At 50.9% G+C, this 21,156-nt stretch carries 19 protein-coding genes; 4 read left to right on the forward strand and 15 right to left on the reverse strand.

Features of this window, described 5'->3' with window-relative positions:
- Positions 1-119: 119 nt before the first annotated feature.
- On the forward strand, positions 120-1,064 hold the full coding sequence (locus Q7T66_RS01535) for a sensor domain-containing diguanylate cyclase (protein ID WP_304931485.1): 945 nt from the start codon (positions 120-122) through the stop codon (positions 1,062-1,064).
- Positions 1,065-1,074: 10 nt separating this feature from the next.
- On the opposite strand, the gene Q7T66_RS01540 is transcribed toward Q7T66_RS01535, so the two are convergent.
- Positions 1,075-3,201: a diguanylate cyclase domain-containing protein gene (locus Q7T66_RS01540; protein ID WP_304931487.1), complete on the reverse strand. Its 2,127-nt coding sequence runs from the start codon at positions 3,199-3,201 to the stop codon at positions 1,075-1,077.
- 235 nt (positions 3,202-3,436) lie between these two features.
- Between Q7T66_RS01540 and Q7T66_RS01545 the strand changes: the two genes are divergently transcribed.
- Entirely contained in the window at positions 3,437-4,507 is a 1,071-nt protein-coding gene (locus Q7T66_RS01545) for a flavodoxin family protein (protein WP_304931488.1), read from the forward strand.
- A 36-nt stretch (positions 4,508-4,543) separates the two neighbouring features.
- On the opposite strand, the gene Q7T66_RS01550 is transcribed toward Q7T66_RS01545, so the two are convergent.
- Complete coding sequence (locus Q7T66_RS01550) at positions 4,544-4,708, reverse strand: hypothetical protein (protein WP_304931489.1); 165 nt, start codon at positions 4,706-4,708, stop codon at positions 4,544-4,546.
- Between the two features lie 319 nt (positions 4,709-5,027).
- Between Q7T66_RS01550 and Q7T66_RS01555 the strand changes: the two genes are divergently transcribed.
- A complete protein-coding gene (locus Q7T66_RS01555; protein ID WP_304931490.1) occupies positions 5,028-5,237 on the forward strand; it encodes a hypothetical protein in 210 nt (69 codons plus the stop codon).
- 98 nt (positions 5,238-5,335) lie between these two features.
- Here Q7T66_RS01555 and ggt (Q7T66_RS01560) read toward each other — a convergent pair whose 3' ends face one another.
- The 11 genes from ggt (Q7T66_RS01560) to Q7T66_RS01610 form a co-directional block, all read right to left on the reverse strand.
- Positions 5,336-7,030, reverse strand: a complete 1,695-nt coding sequence (ggt, locus tag Q7T66_RS01560) for a gamma-glutamyltransferase (protein WP_304931492.1) — start codon at positions 7,028-7,030, stop codon at positions 5,336-5,338.
- 125 nt (positions 7,031-7,155) lie between these two features.
- Positions 7,156-7,707, reverse strand: a complete 552-nt coding sequence (locus Q7T66_RS01565; RefSeq protein ID WP_304931493.1) for a DUF1097 domain-containing protein — start codon at positions 7,705-7,707, stop codon at positions 7,156-7,158.
- Between the two features lie 64 nt (positions 7,708-7,771).
- Positions 7,772-9,097: an amidohydrolase family protein gene (locus Q7T66_RS01570; protein WP_304931494.1), complete on the reverse strand. Its 1,326-nt coding sequence runs from the start codon at positions 9,095-9,097 to the stop codon at positions 7,772-7,774.
- A gap of 38 nt (positions 9,098-9,135) precedes the next feature.
- The gene (ggt, locus tag Q7T66_RS01575; RefSeq protein ID WP_304931495.1) at positions 9,136-10,728 is read right to left on the reverse strand and encodes a gamma-glutamyltransferase; all 1,593 of its coding nucleotides are present in this window, start codon (positions 10,726-10,728) and stop codon (positions 9,136-9,138) included.
- 128 nt (positions 10,729-10,856) lie between these two features.
- Positions 10,857-11,501 (reverse strand): response regulator transcription factor, encoded by a 645-nt coding sequence (locus Q7T66_RS01580; RefSeq protein ID WP_304931496.1) that lies wholly within the window; start codon positions 11,499-11,501, stop codon positions 10,857-10,859.
- Positions 11,498-12,592, reverse strand: a complete 1,095-nt coding sequence (locus Q7T66_RS01585; protein ID WP_304931497.1) for a PAS domain-containing protein — start codon at positions 12,590-12,592, stop codon at positions 11,498-11,500. The genes Q7T66_RS01580 and Q7T66_RS01585 overlap by 4 nt, the downstream gene beginning before the upstream one ends.
- 10 nt (positions 12,593-12,602) lie before the next feature.
- Positions 12,603-14,072 (reverse strand): patatin-like phospholipase family protein, encoded by a 1,470-nt coding sequence (locus Q7T66_RS01590; RefSeq protein WP_304931498.1) that lies wholly within the window; start codon positions 14,070-14,072, stop codon positions 12,603-12,605.
- A 282-nt stretch (positions 14,073-14,354) separates the two neighbouring features.
- On the reverse strand, positions 14,355-14,783 hold the full coding sequence (locus Q7T66_RS01595; RefSeq protein ID WP_304931499.1) for a universal stress protein: 429 nt from the start codon (positions 14,781-14,783) through the stop codon (positions 14,355-14,357).
- A gap of 57 nt (positions 14,784-14,840) precedes the next feature.
- Positions 14,841-15,533 (reverse strand): TerC family protein, encoded by a 693-nt coding sequence (locus Q7T66_RS01600; protein WP_304931500.1) that lies wholly within the window; start codon positions 15,531-15,533, stop codon positions 14,841-14,843.
- Between the two features lie 144 nt (positions 15,534-15,677).
- A complete protein-coding gene (locus tag Q7T66_RS01605) occupies positions 15,678-17,090 on the reverse strand; it encodes a sensor histidine kinase (protein WP_304931501.1) in 1,413 nt (470 codons plus the stop codon).
- On the reverse strand, positions 17,071-17,760 hold the full coding sequence (locus Q7T66_RS01610) for a response regulator transcription factor (RefSeq protein WP_304931502.1): 690 nt from the start codon (positions 17,758-17,760) through the stop codon (positions 17,071-17,073). The genes Q7T66_RS01605 and Q7T66_RS01610 overlap by 20 nt, the downstream gene beginning before the upstream one ends.
- 293 nt (positions 17,761-18,053) lie before the next feature.
- Here Q7T66_RS01610 and Q7T66_RS01615 point away from each other — a divergent pair, with 293 nt between their 5' ends.
- Positions 18,054-18,344 (forward strand): hypothetical protein, encoded by a 291-nt coding sequence (locus tag Q7T66_RS01615; RefSeq protein ID WP_304931503.1) that lies wholly within the window; start codon positions 18,054-18,056, stop codon positions 18,342-18,344.
- A gap of 153 nt (positions 18,345-18,497) precedes the next feature.
- On the opposite strand, the gene Q7T66_RS01620 is transcribed toward Q7T66_RS01615, so the two are convergent.
- Complete coding sequence (locus Q7T66_RS01620; protein ID WP_304931504.1) at positions 18,498-19,922, reverse strand: UdgX family uracil-DNA binding protein; 1,425 nt, start codon at positions 19,920-19,922, stop codon at positions 18,498-18,500.
- Complete coding sequence (locus tag Q7T66_RS01625; protein ID WP_304931506.1) at positions 19,919-21,151, reverse strand: putative DNA modification/repair radical SAM protein; 1,233 nt, start codon at positions 21,149-21,151, stop codon at positions 19,919-19,921. Before Q7T66_RS01625 ends, Q7T66_RS01620 begins: the two co-directional genes overlap by 4 nt.
- Positions 21,152-21,156: the final 5 nt, after the last annotated feature.

The raw sequence follows: 21,156 nt of genomic DNA on the forward strand, positions 1-21,156 counted from the left end.
TGCATTACCAAGACCTGTGCAGGCTCGCTTTTAACGCTAAACAATTCAGTTTATTCCTTCCATAAATCGGTACATACTAGGCGATATCAAAACAAAAATAGCAACATCAGGGGAATAGCATGGTTCACGATTTTGCTTCAGCAACCCACGCCACCATTCATTTTTTGCGTCAAAGATTCGATCTCGATTTATGGATGGCCACACGAACAGAAGGCAACGACTGGATCGTACTGGCAGTAGAAGAATCCGGCTACAACGTCAAAGCGGGAACAGTTTTTAACTGGTCCGATTCATTCTGTTCACGCATGGTGGAAGGTTTGGGCCCGCGCATCGCACCGCAATCCGATCTGATTGATGTTTATAGAACTGCGCCGATTGCATCTGCAGTCAAGATAGGCGCTTACGTCGGTGTGCCTATTACCAAAGAAGATGGGTCTCTGTTCGGTACGCTATGTGCAATCGATCCTAATCCGCAATCGGAACAAATCCGGGACGAGCAAGGATTGATCGAATTGATGGCCGATTTGTTAAGCAGTATTCTTCACAAGGAACTGGCCGCTGCCGACGCGACGCGACGCGCCGAGCGTGCCGAAGCAGAGGCGGCACGCGATGTTCTTACCTCGCTTTATAACCGCCGGGGCTGGGAGCAGTTACTGGAACGAGAAGAAGATCGCTGCCGACGTTATGGCAATCCGGCTTGCGTGATTTCCATCGATCTGGATGCGTTGAAATTCGTCAACGACAGTCAAGGCCACGCAGCAGGTGATCAGCTGATTATCAAAGCTGCAAATGCAATACAGGAAGTGGTGCGACTGAATGATATCGCTGCCAGAGTTGGCGGCGATGAATTTCTTGTATTGTGTATTGAGTGCACGCTGGATAACGCGCGTGTCTTGCGGGATCGTCTGCATCAGAGCTTTAATAATGCGGGAGTGTCAGCATCGATAGGTCTTGCCCAACGTCATCCGGAAAAAGGTTTGAGCGTGGCCTGTGAAGAAGCTGACGTGAGAATGTACGAAGAGAAGCGCGGCAAGAAACAGCTACTTGCTGACAGCAATCATTGACAGATAAAAATCAAACAACGACTGCGCGGTTCTTCCCCATTTTTTTAGCAGCGTACATCGCGCCATCTGCCAGCGTAATCAGTTGATCCGGATTGGTAACATCATCCGGTCTATACATGACGATGCCTATGCTGCCCGATAAGGTAAGTGTCGCGGCGGTCAGTGCAAACGGTTGTTGAATCGCCTGCAGGATTTTCTCGGCAACCTCCAGCGCATCTGCATTGCCATTTATCATTTCCAGCACGACTACAAATTCATCTCCCGCCAGGCGCGCTACCGTATCGGTCGCGCGCACCACACCGACAATACGTTGCGCAAGCGTGCGTAACAACTCGTCGCCTGCTTCGTGTCCGTAACCATCGTTGACACCTTTGAAGCCATCGAGATCGAGGAAGAACACTGCCATCGGCTTGCCTATACGCTTGGTACGCGCCATCGATTCCGGCAGCTTTTGCATCAAGGCACGTCGATTCGGCAAGTCAGTCAGCGCATCCCGCAAAGCCATTGCTTTCAATGAGGCCTGTTGCAGCTGTCTTTCTGTAATGTCGTGCAAGAAGGCGATGAAGCGATAGCCCTGTTGCAAGGGCACCGCGGCCAAAGCCAACTCCACTGGAAATTCAACACCATCACGGCGCACTGCGGTGACTTCCACCCGGCGATTAATGACCTTGCTTTTTTCCGCATTCGGGAAGCCATACATTCCGCGCTGAAAGCCATCCAGCAAGTTAGATGGAATCATCGTGCCCAGGGCCTTCTGACCTAGCGCTTCATTACGAGTCCAGCCTAGCAAACGTTCTGCCTGATCATTCCAATCCACGATAACGCCATCCTGATCCATCGCGATGAACGCATCATTTGCATTCTGCAAAGTCGCACGCAACTCTGCTTCGCTGTCTTGCAGACGTTGTTGAATCATGATTTGCTGCGCGAGTGAATCTTCCAGCGCCTTGGCTTTTTGTTCGATCTCGCTGGTGCGCTCTAGCACCAAATGCTCCAGATTTTCGTTCAAGCTGCGCAAGTGAATTACATGCTGTCTTTCTCGCGCGACCATATCGGCCAGCGTCATCGAAAGCAGATGCACTTCATGATAACCATCAAGAATAGGAATCGTATCTATCATGCCGTCTTCGTTTTGCAGCATGATGGCCGCACTCAAATCATCCAGCGGTTTGGCCAAGCGACGCGTCAAACCGACAGCAACAATCGCCAGCAGCAAACCGATGCCGCCACCAACCATCAAAATCTGTTGCTGCAAATCATGGAAGGTGGCGAGCGCGATTTCTTCCGGCTGACGTATCAGCACTGACCATTTGAGTGAAGAGTCGGTAGAGTTCACACCGGTTTGTGAATAGCCTGTTAGATAGCGTCTGCCATCCGGCCATTTTTCGGAAACCGCACCGACTTTACCCGACCGCGCCAAACCAAGACTGGACGTATTGATTTTTGTTTCTTGCAGATAATCCGGCCCCAGTATGATCATGCCGTCGTCGCGCACCACTAGCACTTCTACCTGGTACTGTCTGTCAGCAGGAATCAGCAAGGCATCGGCGACTCCGCGTGCCCACTCCCAACTAAGATGCACACCGAGGACACCGCGATACTCTCCATTGCTGCGCTTGACGGGCAATGACACATCGACAAAGCGCCAGTTGCCTTCTATCTCAGGCAGCTTCTTCTCGAGCAAAAGTGCAGGATGGTAATCGCCGGTGAACAACTGTTGTTGTCCATTCTTGAACCATGGACGTTCGCTGACATTGACGCCTTGCAGCAAGCCGCCGGTAGCCGCATAGACGACGCCCGAAGGATCAGTCAATCCTATCCACGCGTAATTGGTAAATTTATTTTGCAGATTGTCGAAAATTTGACGAATCTCGTCGGGATTGTTCGCATCGCGTACCGTATTCAGATCTGCCACGACACGGGTCTGGTCAATTACGCGAGTAATGCCGCGATCAAGAGAATCGCGCATCTGCCAGGACAATTGTTGCAGACGTTCGTACGCTTGCTGCTTGGCGTAACCCGTTGCGAAATGGTCGACCAAAATCAACAAGGACAGCATCGTAACAACGACGGTTGCGCACACACCTATTGTCACCAGTGTGGCTAGTCGCAATCTATCTGCTTTTTTCAATCGCATCAGCGTATCCGGTGACTACTACTTTGACGGCAGCCCTGTAGATACAAGACATTCTAGTACGGGAATAATTTAGCGCTATGTAACATTTAGGCGCTCATATTCGCCCAAACCGCGACTCTACACAAGCTGACTATGCAGCAAACTTTTCCCGATTCGTGAGGTCTGTTGTGATGTGAATACGCCGAATCGCGTGGATACACATGCTGCAACACCCATCCAACAGGAAAAGGACGCCATGACCAAGCCACGCACAGGACAAGCACCACCCAAGCTGGGCCGCGATGAATTTCATTTACGCTTTGTCGGCTCCTTTAAAGATCCGGCATTTGATGTTGCACAAGAGGCAATAGCGAAAATTGAAGAAATTGCATGGGATAACTACAGCCATTCGCACAAAGCTCCATTCACAGCAAAAGCCGGGCCAGCATTCGCTGATCCCGATTACGACTTGTCTGATGAATGGCGCGCAACTCACGATAAATTATTAGCGGCCGAAGCGCGCCAAAAAGATCCTGCAACAACTTCGCGCGTTTTATTAATCTGTGGCTCCGCCAGAAACGATGGCTCCTGTCCCGGCGAAATGTCCAAGACCTTCCGCCTGACGCAACTTGCACAGCAAGTGCTGGAAAGCGCAGGCATCGAAGTCGATCTGCTCGATCTGAGCTTGCTGACTTCTGATTACGAACGCCATATCCATCCGTGCAAAGCGTGCGCATCGACTGCAATGCCACTGTGTCACTGGCCATGTAGTTGCTACCCGAATCATGCACAACGTCAGGTCAACGACTGGATGGCGGATATCTATGAACAATGGACTGCCGCCCACGCGGTGATTATTCTGACCCCAGTGTATTGGTATCAAACGCCTAGCGTCTTGAAGTTGATGATAGACAGATTGGTCTGCGCCGATGGCGGCAATCCTGATCCGACTACGACCTCGGGCAAGAATGCAGAAAAAGCCAAAGCGGTAGAAATGGCTGGCTGGTCCTATCCCAAACATCTTGCCGGTCGTGCGTATGGCGTCGTGGTACATGGCGATGTGGCGGGCATCGAAGGTGTGCGACGCGGACTCTGCGATTGGCTGGACTGGATGGGCTTGATCGATGCGGGCGCACATTCAAAACTCGATAGATACATAGGCTATTACGAATCGTATGCGGAAAGCCACGAGACGCTGGATCACGATCACGCGATGCAGGAAGAAGTAAAAAATGTCGCCAAGGCAGTAGCCGCCGCAGTGGTCGAACTCAGAGCCAATCGCTTATCGGTTCCCGACAAAAATCTGCAACAGCCGCGACCTAAATAACAAGTAAGCAAGATGTATGAAAGCTGCGAAGAAGATTTAAGGTAATTCGCGCAGCAGATTCTGCCGCACATCTGCATCCAAAGGACTATGCAGAATTTTCAGCTGACTCGCAACGATTTGATTAATGCTTTCTGTCGACGTATCGCCGGTAATAATCACTGCAGGGTTCACTGTCGCACAAATGACGAAATGAATCTGCACACATACTATTCATCTAAAAAAATATGTTTCGCTAAGTAGTTCATCGCAGCGATGAGTATCAACCAATTCAGAACAAGTAAAGACTACAGTTGTAGTAAACGACTGAGATCATCTGGCGCCTAACAAGACTTCAAAATCACAAAAATTACGCAACGAATTCTTAACGTAATCCTCACGAAAAACATCGCTTTTCTCCTATGAAAACAGATAAAAATAATTTGAAAAAATCGTCAACCGCTTCATCCGGCTGGCGTTATGTACATACGAACTGAAAATACAGTTCGCACTATTTTCCTTACTTAATTAAGAGAGCATACAAATGAATAAATTAATCGCTGCCCTGGTTGCCGGTCTGTTTGCTTCTACCGTTTTCGCCCAAGCTGCTGCTCCAGCACCTGCTGCTGCACCTGCTCCAGTCGCTGCTAAAACTCAAGCACACGCGCACGCTAAAACAACAAAATCGAAAACACACGCAAAGAAACACACAACAAGCAAAAAGAAAGCAAAAGCAGCCGCTCCTGCCGCTTAAACAAAGTAGTTAGCTGCAAATAAAAAAGACAGGCAACTCCTGTCTTTTTTTGTGCCTAGCCAGACCGGATACTAGTCAGGCCATTTTTTATTTCCAATTCAAACTCCCAAAGCTCTGCCATCACTGCGCGGATCGTGTGCGCCTGAAAATAATCCCGTCTTTTGATCAATCACAATCGCTCCCGGATGACCGGACAGCGGGCTTTGTGCCGAGATGACACTCATCTCATGACCACGTTTTGCCAATTCCTGGAACACTTGTTCACCTGCGTCTTTCTCCAGCTTCAATGAATCGCGCGTATCGGAAAACGTTTTACCCAACAGGAAGCGTGGCCGCGACAACGCAGTCAACGGATCCATGCCGTAATCAATCATGCGCGTCAGTATTGTCGTCAAGGTTTGCGGCTGACCATCGGCACCCTGCGTACCGTACAGAATATGCGGCTTGTCATTCTTTAAATACATGCCGGGGTTCAGTGTATGGAAAGGCCGCTTGCCAGCTTGCAGCACATTCGGATGATCCGGCTTCAGACTGAATGACGCACCGCGGTTATGCCACAAGATACCGGTATCGCCCGCCAGCACACCACTGCCCCAATCGAAGTAAACCGTTTGCAGCATGGAAACCGAATTACCTTGCGCATCGGTAGCGCCGATATAAACCGTGTCACCAGTTTTAAACACATGCGGCCACGCCAAGGCCTGATTCATTTGGATATCACCAGCACGCTGATCCAGATTTACTTTGGAAAGCAATTTCGCAGACGGCACATTCACGAATTCAGGATCGGCCACATAGTTGTTTCGATCAATGAACGCGCGCTTCACTGCTTCCACCAGCAGATGGTAATAGTCGGCGCTGCCTTCGGGGATTTTTTTCAGATCGAAGCGATCGAGTATGCCCATGATTTCCAGCGTGGTGATGCCTTGCGTTGGTGGCTGATTCGCCAGCAAAATACCATCGCGGTATGCAACGCGCAGTGGCGGTTCTATACGCGCTTGCGTTGCTGCCAGATCGGCAGCCGTCAAAGGCGAGCCAGCACTCTTCAATCCTCGGGCAATACGCTCTGCCAATTTGCCATCGTAGAAATCACGATACCCGCGCACGGCCAACATCTCTAGCGTGTCGGCTAGTTGCGGTTGTTTGAACAGCTGCCCGACTTCCGGCACTTTGCCATCGACCATGAAGTTTTGTGCAACGCCGGGCAACTCATTCATTTCCTTTTGGCGGAAATCCATCCAGAAGCGTTCGGATGGTGAAACTGGAAATCCATTTCGCGCAAAGCCTATCGCCGGCTTCAATAATTCTGCCCAGCTCTTGCTTCCTGCAAGTTCATTGCGGCTGATATCAAAGGCCTTGCCCAAAGTGTCGACATTCGCTGCAGTCGTCAGCATGGATTGCGGACCACGTACTGGAATCGTACCGCTGTAATTTGGTAAAACTGCCGGAGCCTGACCAATGCCAGACAGCGTTCTAACCTTGCCATTCCGATCACTGATAATCATGAACGCATCACCACCGAATCCGGAAAAATGCGGATAGATGACGTTCAGGCATGATGCAATGGCAATCGCTGCTTCAATCGCATTGCCGCCTGACTTCAATACATCAAGACCGGCGTTGGTTGCCAATTCGTGTGGACTGGTCACCATGCCTTTGTTGGATGTGGCCAGCATATTTTTAGGTTTGGCTTCGAGCGCCATCGACAAAGGCGACATGCTGCCGAGCGCCATCGCACCTGACGCTGACAGAAAATCTCTTCTATTCATATTGGGTAAAAATTTATTTCTCATATGTGCTCCGATTCAATGCGGGAGACCAGCCGCGCACAAGCTCTCCTGTGCGGACGCTCACATTTTTTTGACGGAAGAAAAGACCAGCATCAAGCGCTGCGGCTTGACGCTGGCTGGATGACTTTTTAGACTTTGTTCTGCACGTGGCCGTGTACAGGCGTTTTCGGGAAAGTGTTTTCCAGAGGTGCGTGACGATGCGAGAAGTTGGCTGTGATCCAGGCGTAGATAGGACCGAGAAAACTCATCACGAGCACGACCCCCAGCGCAGCCAAAGGATCTTTAGGCACAGGACCGAAGCCGCCGAACATCGTGGCAAAGTAAGACGCGAAGCCGAAGAACATGCCTGGCACGAAGCTGATGACGGGAAAGCGTGCCATCAATATCATCGCTGAATTCAAACAGAACAAAATCACGCACTCTGCGATCAGCAAACTGGTGCCGGAAAGATTCTTCGATGCGATACCAAAACCGGTAACAACCAAAAAGCCGGTGATAGAACCTATCGGCAATGTGGCCCAGATGCGTTTCATGTTGGCAGGACTTGGGCCGCCCATCGCAAAGGTGCCGGCCCAGCTGATAAAGATCGCCCAGACTGGCAAATGCCAGGGCAATTGCGCCATGAGGACGGTAGTCACTGCGAGTAAAGATGCTACGACTGCGTGTGGTGGCTTTTTCATGTTTGTCTCCTGTTTGTTTATGGAATGTTTATGTAATTGATTGCGTCAATTTTTGCTGTCACGTTTATTTTGCGGCTGCCGTTGCTGGCGCTTTCGCTGCATGCAAATGATCGGCGTGATCATGCTGACCGCAACAGCCATTACGATGAATCTTGCATTTGTGCTCGGTGACCACGGTTATTTTTCCGCGTTTAATCACCCATGAACGTGCAGGAATATCGAGCAAGGCATCGGCGACCTGATACGTATCCAGAATCACCAGATCCGCTTGCTTGCCGACGGCAACGCCATAGTTGGCGCCGATGCCGATCGAACGTGCAGCATTGATGGTGCCCATATCCAGCACGGCCGCCTGATGCACCGGCGTACCGAATGAGATCGCATGCGCGAGCATATTGCCGATGACCAGCATGTCGGCTTTGCCAAACGGCGTAAATGCATTGCGAATATTGTTGGACGAGTAAGCGACGTTGACACCGGCCTCATACAACGCGCGCACCGGCGTTAAACCACGGCGACGATTTTTTGTGTCATTGCGTCCGCCCAGATACAGATCGGTTGCAGGCAAGGTCACGATGCTGATATCGGCTTGGTGTAGTAAATCAATGATCGGCTTCAACTCTTCCGGTTCGAGCGCACCAAGACTGGTGACGTGACCGAGCGACACGCGACCGTTGTAACCGGTCTCTATGGTTTTTTGCGCGATATAAGCGGTCGAAGCAAAACGCTGATCTTTCGCTTCATCTGAAAAATCAGCATGCATATCGATGGGCGCGTCATATTTTTGTGCCATCTCGAACACCATGTCGATATGCCGTTTGGTGTCGTCCCATGTCAGTTCGTTATACGGACAACCACCGATCACATCGGCGCCCATGCCCATCGCCTGTTCCATCAATGCGGTGGTGCCTGGCGATTTGATGATGCCTTCCTGCGGGAAAGCGACGATCTGAATATCCAGCAGATCCTTGTACTCATCCTGCAGCTCGACCAAAGTCTCGACGCCGATCAAACCCTGGATCAAATCGACATCGGGATGTGCACGAATTGCGACCGTGCCATTCATTACGGCCATGTCGAGTACCTGGCGCGAACGCTCTAATACATCTTTGCGTTCCTGCTTGCCTTTCAAGATGCCGGTGACGCGTATCGCTTCTTCCAGCGTGCCGAACACAGGCGGCATGCGTCTGTGCAGGAATGCTTTTTCCAGATGTAAATGCGGCTCGACCATGCCGGGAATAACGGCACGTCCTTCTCCATCGATTGCATCAGTCGCTGAGGCATTGATGCCTTCTTCTATTGCGACGATCTTGCCGTTCTTGATACCGATGTCCATCAGTGGTTTGTCATCCCACACACGAACATTGTGTATTAACAGGTCCATCTCCATAACCATCTCCTCTGGATGAATCAATCAAAAAACAATAGCTAAAAACCGAGTGCAATCCCTTCGCCACGTGGATCAGCGCCACCTTCAAAAAATTCTGACCACGGTCCTGGCAAACGAACTGCTTGTGCAGTACCCATACGCGGGAACGGCCACTGCGCCGCTTCCACCGGATGTCCTTGTTGCTGCAACGCTTCGAAAGTCTCAGCGGGTGCGACAGATTCGAGCAACAGTTTGTTCGAGGTATCGCCCCATGTACGACCGTACAACACGCGCGGTGCATCAATCGCCTGCTGCACGTTCAAACCGAAATCGACCACACGCGTAACGACGGACGTCTGCGTCTGCGGCTGCACTTCGCCACCTTGCGTGCCGTACACCATGTAAGGCTTGCCATCCTTGAACAACATGCCGGACATCAGTGTTGATGCGCTTTGCTTGCCTGCTTTCAAAACATTCGGATGGTCAGGCTGCAGCGAGAAGAAACTGCCGCGGTTCTGCAACAAGACGCCGGATGCCGGATCGGCGACGCAAGAACCGAAGTCGAAGTACAAGCTTTGCACCAAGCCAACTGCATTGCCGTATTTATCAGCGATGCTGATAAAGGTGGTGTCGCTGCCACCGGGACGATTTTCATGTGTTCGTTTTGTATCAGCTAACCATTCGGCACGTTCTGCATTCGCGAGTTCGGGATCCAGTAATTTTTCGATAGGAATATCCGAAAAATCGGGATCGGTCAGATACTGGTCGCGCTTGTTGAACGCCCACTTGATCGCCTGAATCATCGCGTTGTAATACTCGGGCGAATTGCTGTCGAGGCCGGATAGATCCAGGCCATTCAAGAAATTCAAAATCATCAAGCCTGCAATACCTTGCGATGGTGGCGGCACCTGGAACGCCTGAAACCCGCGATAAGTCGTCGAGATCGGCTCTACCCATTTGGCTTGATAGTTCTGGAAGTCTTCCAGCTCCAGCAAACCGCCCTGGCTTTTCAGATACGAAACGATAGTTTGAGCGGTCTCTTCATAGAAATGACGCGGGCCGTGTTGTGCGATTTGTTCCAGCGTATTGGCTAACGCTGCTTGTTGCAGACGTTCACCGGCTTTATACGCTTCGCCATTTTTCAGGAAGATACTGGCCGCACCGGGATCTTTGCGAAACACGTCTGCATCGTCGGCAATCCAGCCGCTGATGTCTTGTGTCACGGCCACGCCTACACGCGCATAGCGAATTGCCGGTGCCAGCAAACGCGCAAGTGGCATCGTGCCGAAGCGCTCATGCGCCAGCGCCCAGCTATCGACTGCGCCAGGCACTGTAATCGCCGAACGCGGACCGCGACTTGGGATCGCATCCAGGCCTTGATAATCTTTAAGGGAAATATTTTTGCCGCAAGTGCCGCTGCCGTTCAGCGCGGAGAGCGTATTCGACTTGGCGTCGTGGATCATCCAGAACGCGTCGCCGCCTATGCCTATCATGTGCGGCAACACGACGCTCATGGTGGCGGCTGCGCAGATCGCGGCATCGACGGCGGTGCCACCTTCTTTCAACACGTCCAGCGCCGCGCCGGTCGCCAGATAATGCGCAGTGGCTACCATGCCGTTTTCGGCGTAACTGACTGGGCGGGTGGTTCTCATCATTTCTCCAGGAATCGGGTTCATGGAAGATGAGCATAGGCAGGTTTGCTTCAGGCGTGAATCGGGATTGCCTGATTCTTGTCTAAGGATTTCCCTAGATAAGAATATTCTTCACACAGCTCACAAGATCAATCGTAACCCTCATTGATCAAGCCGTGTTTCATCGCGTAATAAACCAGATTTGCGGTGGTAGCCGCTTCCATTTTTTGCAGCACGGCAGCCTTGTGCGTGCTGATGGTTTTGTTGCTGAGCGACAGGATATTGGCAATGTCGTTGACTGAATGACCTTCTACCAACATGTTGAAAATTTGAAACTCACGGGGCGTCAATTTGGTATGCGGCAACTCCGTTTCCGGCTTGTGCATCTGCTTGATCAGCTTGTCTGAAATACCCGGCGAAACAAAAGTGCCGCCTTCCGCCACCTTGCGTATGCCGTCGATCAACTGGCTCGATGCAGTGTTCTTCGTGATGTAACCGGATGCGCCTGCACGCATCGCCTGCACGGCGTACTGGCTTTCCTGATGCATGCTCAAGACGAGTATCGGCATCTCTGGTTTTATCGCCGTGATTTGCTGAATCAGGGCGATGCCGCTTTTTCCCGGCATAGACATATCCAGCACCAGCACATCGACTTTCAAGCTACGTATTTTCTGCAGCACTTCTTCGCCATCGCCTGCTTCGCCGGCGACTTCCATATTTGGCACGAAAGAAATGATCTGCTTCAAGCCATCGCGAATAATCGCGTGGTCGTCGGCAATCAATACCTGAATCATTTTTGCTCTCCCGACAAAGCGACTTTGCCTTCAACTGCGTTCGATACTTTCAGCGACTTTGGTATCCGTACTTCTATGCTGGTACCGGCACCGGTTCGACTTTGGATTTTTAATTTTCCACCTAACATGATGGCACGTTCACGCATACCAACTAAGCCTAAACCGTTTTCGCGTGAACCGTGTTTAACCGTCATGCCTTGACCATTATCGGTAATTTTTAGCGTGATGAAATCCTTGGTTTCCTTCAGATCCACCACCACCGACGTCGCATGACTGTGGCGACTGACATTGGTTAATGCCTCCTGCACAATACGGAAAATCGCAGTGCTGATATCACGCGTGAAAGCCAATGTCGAAACCGGCAAAATCAATTCATACGTAACCTTGCTGCGCTCGGAGAAAGATTCCAACAACCAGTCTATCGCCGATGGCAAACCCAGCTCATCCAGAATGGTTGGCCGTAAATCAGCAGCGATACGCTGTACAGATTCGACAGTCGAGTCGGCAATATGTTTGAGCCCCTGCAGATTATTCAGCCAATCTGTATCTTGCAGTTTGTGCTGCGTTTCCAGCACATCAAGACCGATACGGATTGCCGTCAATGACTGCCCAAGTTCATCATGCAACTCGCGTGAAATGCGCGTACGTTCTTCTTCGCGTACCGTTTGCAGATGCGCTGATAACTCGCGCAATTGGGTGCGCGAATTCAGTAATTCCTGCTCGGCTAATTTACGGTCGGTGATATCACGAGAAATACCGGTAGTGCCGATCACGTCGCCCGCCTCATTGCGTATCGGCGTCTTGATCGTGTCGTACCAGCGCAGCATGCCATCTTCTGCATACCGCTGCTCTTCATAGCGTAGACGTTCGCCCTGCTCCATTACGCGCAGGTCCGTGTCAATATACTCACGGCCCCATTCTGCGGGCCACACGTCGGCCGGTGTCTTGCCTATGATTTTATTTTCAGGCAGACGGCAGGCGGCAATGAAAGCTTCGTTGACCAAAATGTAGCGCGAATCCTTATCCTTCAACCATGCCTGATCGGGGATGTTGTTGAGGATCGCTTTCTGCAATTCATCGGCCTTGCTCATGGCGTGCTTTCTATTCGGCAGCAGTTACGTTTGCTGGCGATGATGTCGGCTTGGCGGCCGGCGGTGGCAATCTGGCATCGTCAACGCGTCTTGCGTTTAAATCCTTCAGCAGGCGCTGGAAGTCAGACGACTCTTGCATCAATGCCGACGCTGCACCTCTTAAGTCTGCAACAGTTTTTTTAGGAAGATACAAGGAAGTCTGCACGTTTAGCAGCTCCCTGCGCTTTTCTTCATCTTCCAAGTTCTTGAGACCGATATTGATGTAATAAATATCCGGCGGTGCTCTGTTATTTTTTTGCGCTTCGGCCTTCGCCGATTGCTGCCATCTTTCTATCGATGCCTGCATCGCACGCTCGGATTCTTGTGTGTAGCGCGCAATCGGAATGTCACTGACTGCACGCGCTACATCACTAAAGCCTGGCACATCACCACTCAGATCTATCGTATGGTCCATATTGTTTTGTGCGTTCACCACGATCAACACCAACTTGGTCATTTCATCCAAATGAAAATCCCGACGCACCGCCTCAGTACCCAGCATCGTCTCCATATCCAGCATGCCACGAATACTCAGGTTGTCCGCCAGGCCGCCATCCAGCAAATGAATGAATGGACGCTTTTCGCGGTCGAGATAACTTAGCAATTCACGAGTACGTGAGCGTGCCGCTGCGGCAGACCAGCCGCCACCCTTGCTCTTTTCCAAAGCCAGCAAAGAGTCTGGCGCATTGAAACCGCAACTGCCGGCGTAGTTCCACAAAGTGATAGGCGAAAATACCAGCGGCACGGCACTCGACGCTGCGACCGCGCGCGCAATCGGGAACTTGCTGAGATCGGAACAAATGAAATCGAAGGTTTCTTGCATGAAGTCGAAACGCCCACCGGACGACATATCGGTCGCGCTGATGATGGTGAACGGCCCTTTCCGCTTGTTGATCAAATCAGCAAAAGTCGCCTTGTTGAATAACGCTTCATCCAATTGTTCTTCCAGCAAATCGGAACGCCCGAAACGTGGTGAAGAAAGACGCCACTGGTTCGATACAGAAATAACGCGGCTCACAACTTTATCTTCAAAATCCAGATTCAGAAACTTGTCGTTAAATTCCTTCAGCACATCTTCGCCGTGCAAGCCGTAATACGCAGCCAGAATTGATCCACCAGATACGCCATAGACAAGATCGACTTCATCGAACAAACGTTCAGACTTGCCTTGCCATTCAAACTTGTTACGCGCCAGCTCTTCAAGCACGCCATAACCAAGCGCAGCCGAGCGTGCACCGCCACCGGAAAACATCACAACCATAAACATCTTGCTAGCACCCGGCGCAAGATTGGTCGACTGCACGCGGTAACCACTATTCGGCGAATACACCGCGTTTTGTTCATTGACGTGGTAATGCACCAAGCTGCAGCCACTCAGCAGCAAGGCGGCCGCCATCAATGATGCGCTACGCAATAAGTATTTATAGGATGAGGAAGTCATATTCTGAAAGAACTAGCTATGGAACGGATGTTTCTGCCATTCGTCCCGGCAGAAATAATGTCAGCATTATATCGACGCCCAGTCTGCTTGCCAGATTATGAAATATTAGATGGAAGTCTGGTCGTTAGCGCGCAGGAAGATTACCTGCTTTAACTGAAAATAAAAAAAGGCCCGGTATCAACCGGGCCCAAGAGACTCAGCTTGAGGACTGAGCCTGATACACACTTGCTTCCTGCACTATTCGATATCGACCATTCGATACAGCGAAGCAAGAATTCTTTACTAGTAGACCTCGCTGATATCGCAAGTGCCTTCAGCGCCTATCAGCTGCCGCAACTGGCTGCCGACAGAACCAAGACCGAGGTTTTCAAACATGCCTTTATGTTTGGGAACCACGATTTGATCGCAGTGATGTTCACGCGCAAAACGGACTATGCTTTCTGCCTTGTGACCGACCAGAATGCGCTCCTGATGCGGTACACCAGCAGCGTCGAGTTTGTCTATCATCGGTTGCAGGATATGCATGCCGTTTTCTTGATGAAATTCTTCAACCTGTCTTTTGCTGACAAAGCGCGTAATGAATTTTGAAATCGGCATTTGCACGTTCAGCAAAAACAATGTGACTGGCTGTGTACGATAACGCTCGATTACGTGTTTGAGCGCGCATTCCACATCACTACTATCGTTAATTGGTACCAATACGTTGGTCATGATCTGTCTCCTTTGAGAATTCGCTATCTAATTTTTATGTCTGCTAACGGCAAGGCATCAACCTTCGCTAGGCACAGCCATTGTTTGACGGGAACCAAGAAACTTACCCATGCCAATCACGATCAGGACACCCAGGATAGGCAAGGCGATTTCCAGATAATGTGCGTTGGCGATAAAGCCTTTGAGCGCTGGATCTTCGACTGCCATTTCACCCGCCACGTAACCGAGCAAACCTGCACCCAAAGTAACGATGATAGGAAAGCGTTCCATCAAGCGCATCAGCATTGCGCTACCGAACAGGATCAGTGGAATCGTGATGACCATGCCGACGAACAGCAAGCCCATATGACCGTTCGCAGCACCCGCCATACCCAACACGTTGTCGAGACTCATGACGATGTCGGCGATGATGATGGTTTTGACTGCACCCCAAAAATTATCGCTGGAGCTGACATTGCTGTTTTCTTCTTCAGGCAACAGCAGCTTGATACCGATCCACAACAACAGGATCGCGCCGACAACTTCGACGTAAGGAATGGTCATCAGGTATGACGCGAATGCAGTCAGTATCGTCATCAAAATAACGATGGCAACGGTACCGATCAGGAATGCGTTTCTTTGTTGCTTAGGTTCGAGATTGCGGCAGGCAAGTGCGATGATGACGGCGTTATCACCGCTCAGTAAAATATTGATGATGACGATTTGAAATAACGCCACCCACATGGTTGAATCGCTTAATGATGCAAGCATTTCTGTCTCCTTCTATGGTTATTGTGAAAGCCAGTCCATAGTAGAGATCAGCGCTTACGCTGTTCTTTCGCGAAAATTACATTCTGCTTTCGCGAATATTACAAAATGCTTACAGCCGGGATAGTTGGTCCGATCAAGAAATCATTAGATAGTCGAGTGGGTAATCGGAAATGACACCGTAAACGTATTGCCGATGCCATCCGCGTCATCTTCCAGTGTGATGCTTGCATTATGCAAGGTGGCGATTTCATGCACGATCGCGAGGCCGAGGCCACTGCCTTCTTCATGCGTGCCCAGCAAACGATGGAAGCGTTCGAAGATGCGCTTGCGCTCCTCCACCGGGATGCGCGTGCCGTCATCGCTAACTACCAGATGCGCACTATCATCCATACGTACATGAACGGTGACGCGCCCACCGGGCGGCGTATAGCGAATCGCGTTATCGACCAGGTTGTTGATCATCTCCGTCACACGCGCTGCCTCACCATTCAATAACACCGGCTGTGCTGCCGCATCGAAACCCAAATCAATCTGTTTCTTGTAAGCCAGCGGCACCCATTCTTGTGCGGTGCGCAAGGCAAGCTGATTCAAATCGAAAGGAGCAAAATTCGCCGCTACATTATTCGGCTCATTGCGTGCCAGAGAAAGCAGTTGCGACACCAGCCGAGATAAGCGCTCAGCACTCGTATAAAGATGCCCGAGTGCGCGCTTGATTTGCACAGGATCATTCTCACGCAGCGCAAGTTCGATATGTGCTTTCAAACCTGCCACCGGCGTGCGGAGTTGATGCGCCGTATCGGCAATGAAGCGTCCCTGAAAACCTAACACGCCATCTACACGTTTCATCAAATCATTAACGGCACCCACCAGTGGTTCGACTTCGCCAGGTACGTTATCAGCGGCAATAGGACTTAAATCCAGATGGGAGCGCATGCCGACTTCTTGTTGCAGGTTACGCAAAGGAGCCAAGCCCTGCGCCACACCGCGCCAAATCAATATGCCTGCAATCAGGATCAATAATACTTGCGGCAAAATCAGCTGAATCAATAAAGCCCGCTCGTGGCGATCACGCTTGACCTGCGTTTCAGCGATTTGAATCATTACAGGTTCTGCTGGCGGATGCAGCAAAGGCTGCCCGCGAAATAGTGCAACGCGCACAGCTTGATCACCGAGGACGCCGTCGTAGTATGCCGTTTCCTTACCGCTCTTGATCGCCTTCTGTACCGGCAAAGTCGGATCGCCTGCAATCAGATTACCGTCCAGGGTGCGTATCGCGTAATAGACCTGATCTTCTTTATCGAGCAAGAGCGTACGCTCTGCATCCGGCGATAGATCGAAGCCCATGCCATCGCTGGTACGCGTGACATGCAACAGCATTTCACGCGCGATTTCGTTCAGCTCTACGTCATACACATCGTTGGCGACGTGGCGCACGACGAAATAACTGCCGACGATATCGATCAACAATATCAATGAGAGAGGAACCAGAACCAAGCGTAGCAATCTGCTACGCAAACTTGGATTGCCGGACTTGATCTTAGATTTCGGTACGTTCATTTTCGCTGGATTTTTCGAGCAGATAGCCCATACCGCGCACGGTACGAATATTGATGTTGTAGGGTTCCAGCTTTTTACGCATGCGATGCACATACACTTCGATCGCATTGCTGCCGCCATCGTCGCCCCAGCCAAATAGTCGATCGACCATCTGCTCTTTAGTAACGACCTGACCTTGGCGCGACATCAATACTTCAAGAACCGCAAGTTCACGTACCGATAGTTCAATTGGCACGTCGTTATGAAATAGACGATGGGCTTCCAGATCGAAACGCAAGCTACCGTGCGTCAAACTTTTGCCTGCATCGAACTGACCGCGCCGTATCAAGGCGCGCACACGCGCTTCGAATTCCGGCAAATCGAAAGGCTTGGTCATGTAGTCATCCGCACCAAGATCCAGTCCCGCGACACGATCATCCAAGGTATCGCGTGCAGTAAGGATCAGCACCGGTACACGCGACTTGCGCTCACGCAAGCGACGTAACACAGCAAGCCCATCCATCTTGGGTAAGGCGATGTCCAGCAGCACCAGCGCATAAGCATCACTACTTAATGCGCGATGCGCATCTTCACCGTTATCAACGTAATCGACTGCATAGCCAGCTTGACTCAGCGCACGCGTCAGAGCGGCGGCAAGTACAGCATCATCTTCAACAATCAGAATACGCATAGCAAAATTATCCATTCAGGAGCGCAGATCTTTTCACGCTTGTCTCGTTATAGTTATATAGCTGCAGCAAACCTCACCGTGCAATTTATTGTTCGCTTAAAACAAATAAGCTTATGTATTTTTGTTTGCACGACAGCATAAGCACAGCAAAGCTGGATGTCTACAGAATCGCCCAGATGAAACAAAGTGTAACAACACAAATTTTCGTCAACCACATCTTTGGGCTGGCGTTAAAGGTAGTACGGATTACGAACAATCCGCACTTTTATACACTTTAGAGAGAGAGCACAACAATGAACAAATTAATCGCTACCCTGGTTGCTGGTCTGTTTGCCTCCGTCGCTTTTGCACAAGCGCCTGCTCCAGCCACAAGCCCTGCACCTGCCACTGTAAAAGCTGAAGCAAAGGCTGAGAAATCAGTCGCTAAAGCAGAAAAATCAGAAGCTAAAGTAGATGCAAAAGCTGATGCAGCAGTAAGCAAGGAACACGCTAAAGCTGAACATAAAAAAGCAAAAGCACACGCTAAAACTACAGAGAAAAAAGCAGAAGCTGCTGCTGATGTAAAAGCATCGACTGCAAAATAATCTGATTTAATCGACAGGCTAGTCCTGTCTTTCTATTGGTCGCTGTTTAATGTTTGATTGAACGGCGACTGTTTCGCCCGTCACCCTTAACTGGATGGCGGGCGTTTGTATTTATCGTGACAAAAGCGGAATGCACGCGCTGTTTCAAGCACGTTATGAAGTCGTCACATTCTTTGCATGCGAAAACGCTCGCACCATTTCAGCAAAAGCAGCACTCTTTTCTTCATCGCCTGGCACTCGCAAAACATAAGATGGATGGTAGGTCGCAATGATGCGTTGCGCGCCGTGTGATATTTCCTGCCCGAACATGTGCGTCAAATTGACTTTGGATGTTTTCAATAATGCTTTCAACGCGGTGCTGCCGAGTGCCACAATAATATCGGGCTGCACCAGATCTATTTCATGCTCTAGCCAAAACATGCATGCATCGATTTCCAGTTGCGCTGGCGTCTTGTGCAAGCGTCGTTTGCCACGCGGTTCCCATTTGAAATGCTTGACCGCATTGGTGATGTAAAGGCTGTCGCGATCCAGACCTGCTGCCCGCAATGCGCGATCCAGCAATTGTCCTGCTGGCCCAACGAAAGGCTTGCCTGCAATATCTTCCTGATCACCTGGCTGTTCACCGACCAACATGACGCGCGCCTGCTGCGGACCAATTCCTTCAACCACTTGCGTCGCATGACGCCACAAATCGCAACGTCGGCATTGATCCAGTGATGTGGGTAACGCTCTTTCCGGCTGTGCGGCCTCCGCAGTGACATGGACCGTTGTCCCCACGCGTTCACCCACCGCAGCGGTTTGCGCTATACGTTGTGCGCCTGCCGCCGCGTGACTGATTAAACCGGGGATCAACTTACCTTCCGGCATATTTTTCCAATAGCGCACCGGCATATGCATTTCCATTGCACTGACGTTCAATCGAGCCGGATTGAATGTGCTGCGGTAATAGGCTAGCCACAATCGTTCGCCTTCATCATCTACTTCCAGCGGACCAGTCGCAGAAGGCGGACCTTGCAGTAGCGTTGACCCATCCCATACTGCAGTCGCCTCGGGCGTCGCAATCAACCAGCTCGCGTAACCCATGCGCTTTGCAAAATGTCTGGATACACGCGGCAATACATCATGCAAAGGTTCGAACCAGGCTACGAATTGCGGCGCACCCAGTTCAGCTGCACGTTCGCGAAAACGCAAAAAAGCATTCATCTTGTGCACTTCGCGCCTAACGGTTTTGACCATTGCATGCAATCGTTGCCCATCTTCATCCGCCGGCGATATCACCGTGCGATCGCCTCCCTGCCAGCGCCATACAACGCGATAAAGAAACGACCAGCGATCATCTGCGCGATAGCATGCCGCCAGCTCGAGCATATTCAACAATTCTTTCGATACATGCATGGCTGGAACGGAACGATCGCGATTCTTGATTGGCTGTTCACCGCCAAACAAATCTCCGTCATTTGATTGTGCCTGCCACTGCACCTCATGCGGCGGCGTACCATCAGCGAGCAGCAAGCGCGTAATCTGCCGCCACTCTTCAAAAGATTGTGCCGTCACAACACTTGTGTCGATGACGCTCATGCGCCCTCCTGCAATGCAGGAAACAGCGTCATTTGTTCGGGTTGTTCCGCCATTGCACGCCGCAGTATTTCCGATGATGTCGTGTCGTTCAGAGGACGGTAATCGGCTGTCACGATGAAAGGTTTAAGTTTGTCCATGCTGCAACGCAAACGAGTGAGATCAACGTAGCGAATTTTGCGTGAGCGACGCAATTGGACGATGCGATGCGTATTACGTAATCCGATTCCTGGCACGCGCGCAATCATGCTGGCATCAGCCGTATTCAGGTCTAGCGGAAAATGCTCGCGATGCGCCAGCGCCCATGCCAGCTTGGGATCAATATCAAGCGCAAGATTACCTGTTCCTGGCAACAATTCCTTGGCTTGAAAACCATAACTGCGCACCAGAAAATCTGCCTGATACAAACGATGTTCGCGCATCATCGGTGGCGGTTTGGCAGGCATGCCTTTTGGGCTTTGAGGAATGGGGCTGAACGCCGAGTAATACACGCGCTTCAATTTATACGAGCTGTATAAAGTTTCGGCAGTAGCGAGAATCGTGCTGTCATCGGTCTGGTCGGCACCGACAATCATCTGGGTACTTTGCCCGGCGGGCGCAAATTTTGGCGCGCGTGGCTCTTCCGCCTTTTCATCTATCTTGCGACGAATCGACGCCATTGCCAGCTTGATCGTATGCATTTTCTTTTCCGGTGCAAGCCGTTCAACGCTAGCTACCGTCGGCAACTCGATATTCACGCTCAGCCGATCCGCATATCGTCCGGCCTCTTCTATCAGTTTTGGATCTGCATCAGGAATGGTTTTAAGATGAATATATCCGCGAAACTGATGATCGAGTCGCAGGCTGCGGGCGATCGCGACCAGTTGCTCCATCGTGTAATCCGGCGACTGGATAATGCCGGAACTGAGAAACAAGCCGTCAATATAATTGCGCAGATAAAAATCCGCAGTGAGCTTCACCACTTCCTGTACCGTGAAACGCGCACGCGGCACATTGCTGCTGCGTCGATTGACGCAATATTGGCAGTCGTACACGCAAAAATTGGTGAGCAATATTTTGAGGAGCGAAATACATCGTCCATCCGGCGTGTAACTGTGACAAATCCCCACGCCGGTCGTCGCCCCCAAACCGCCCTTGCCAAGAGATGATCTTTTGGGCGCGCCACTGCTGGCACATGACGCATCATATTTGGCTGCGTCAGCGAGAATTTCGAGTTTGTCGTGGATATCCATCATTA

The organism is Herminiimonas sp. (assembly GCF_030655415.1).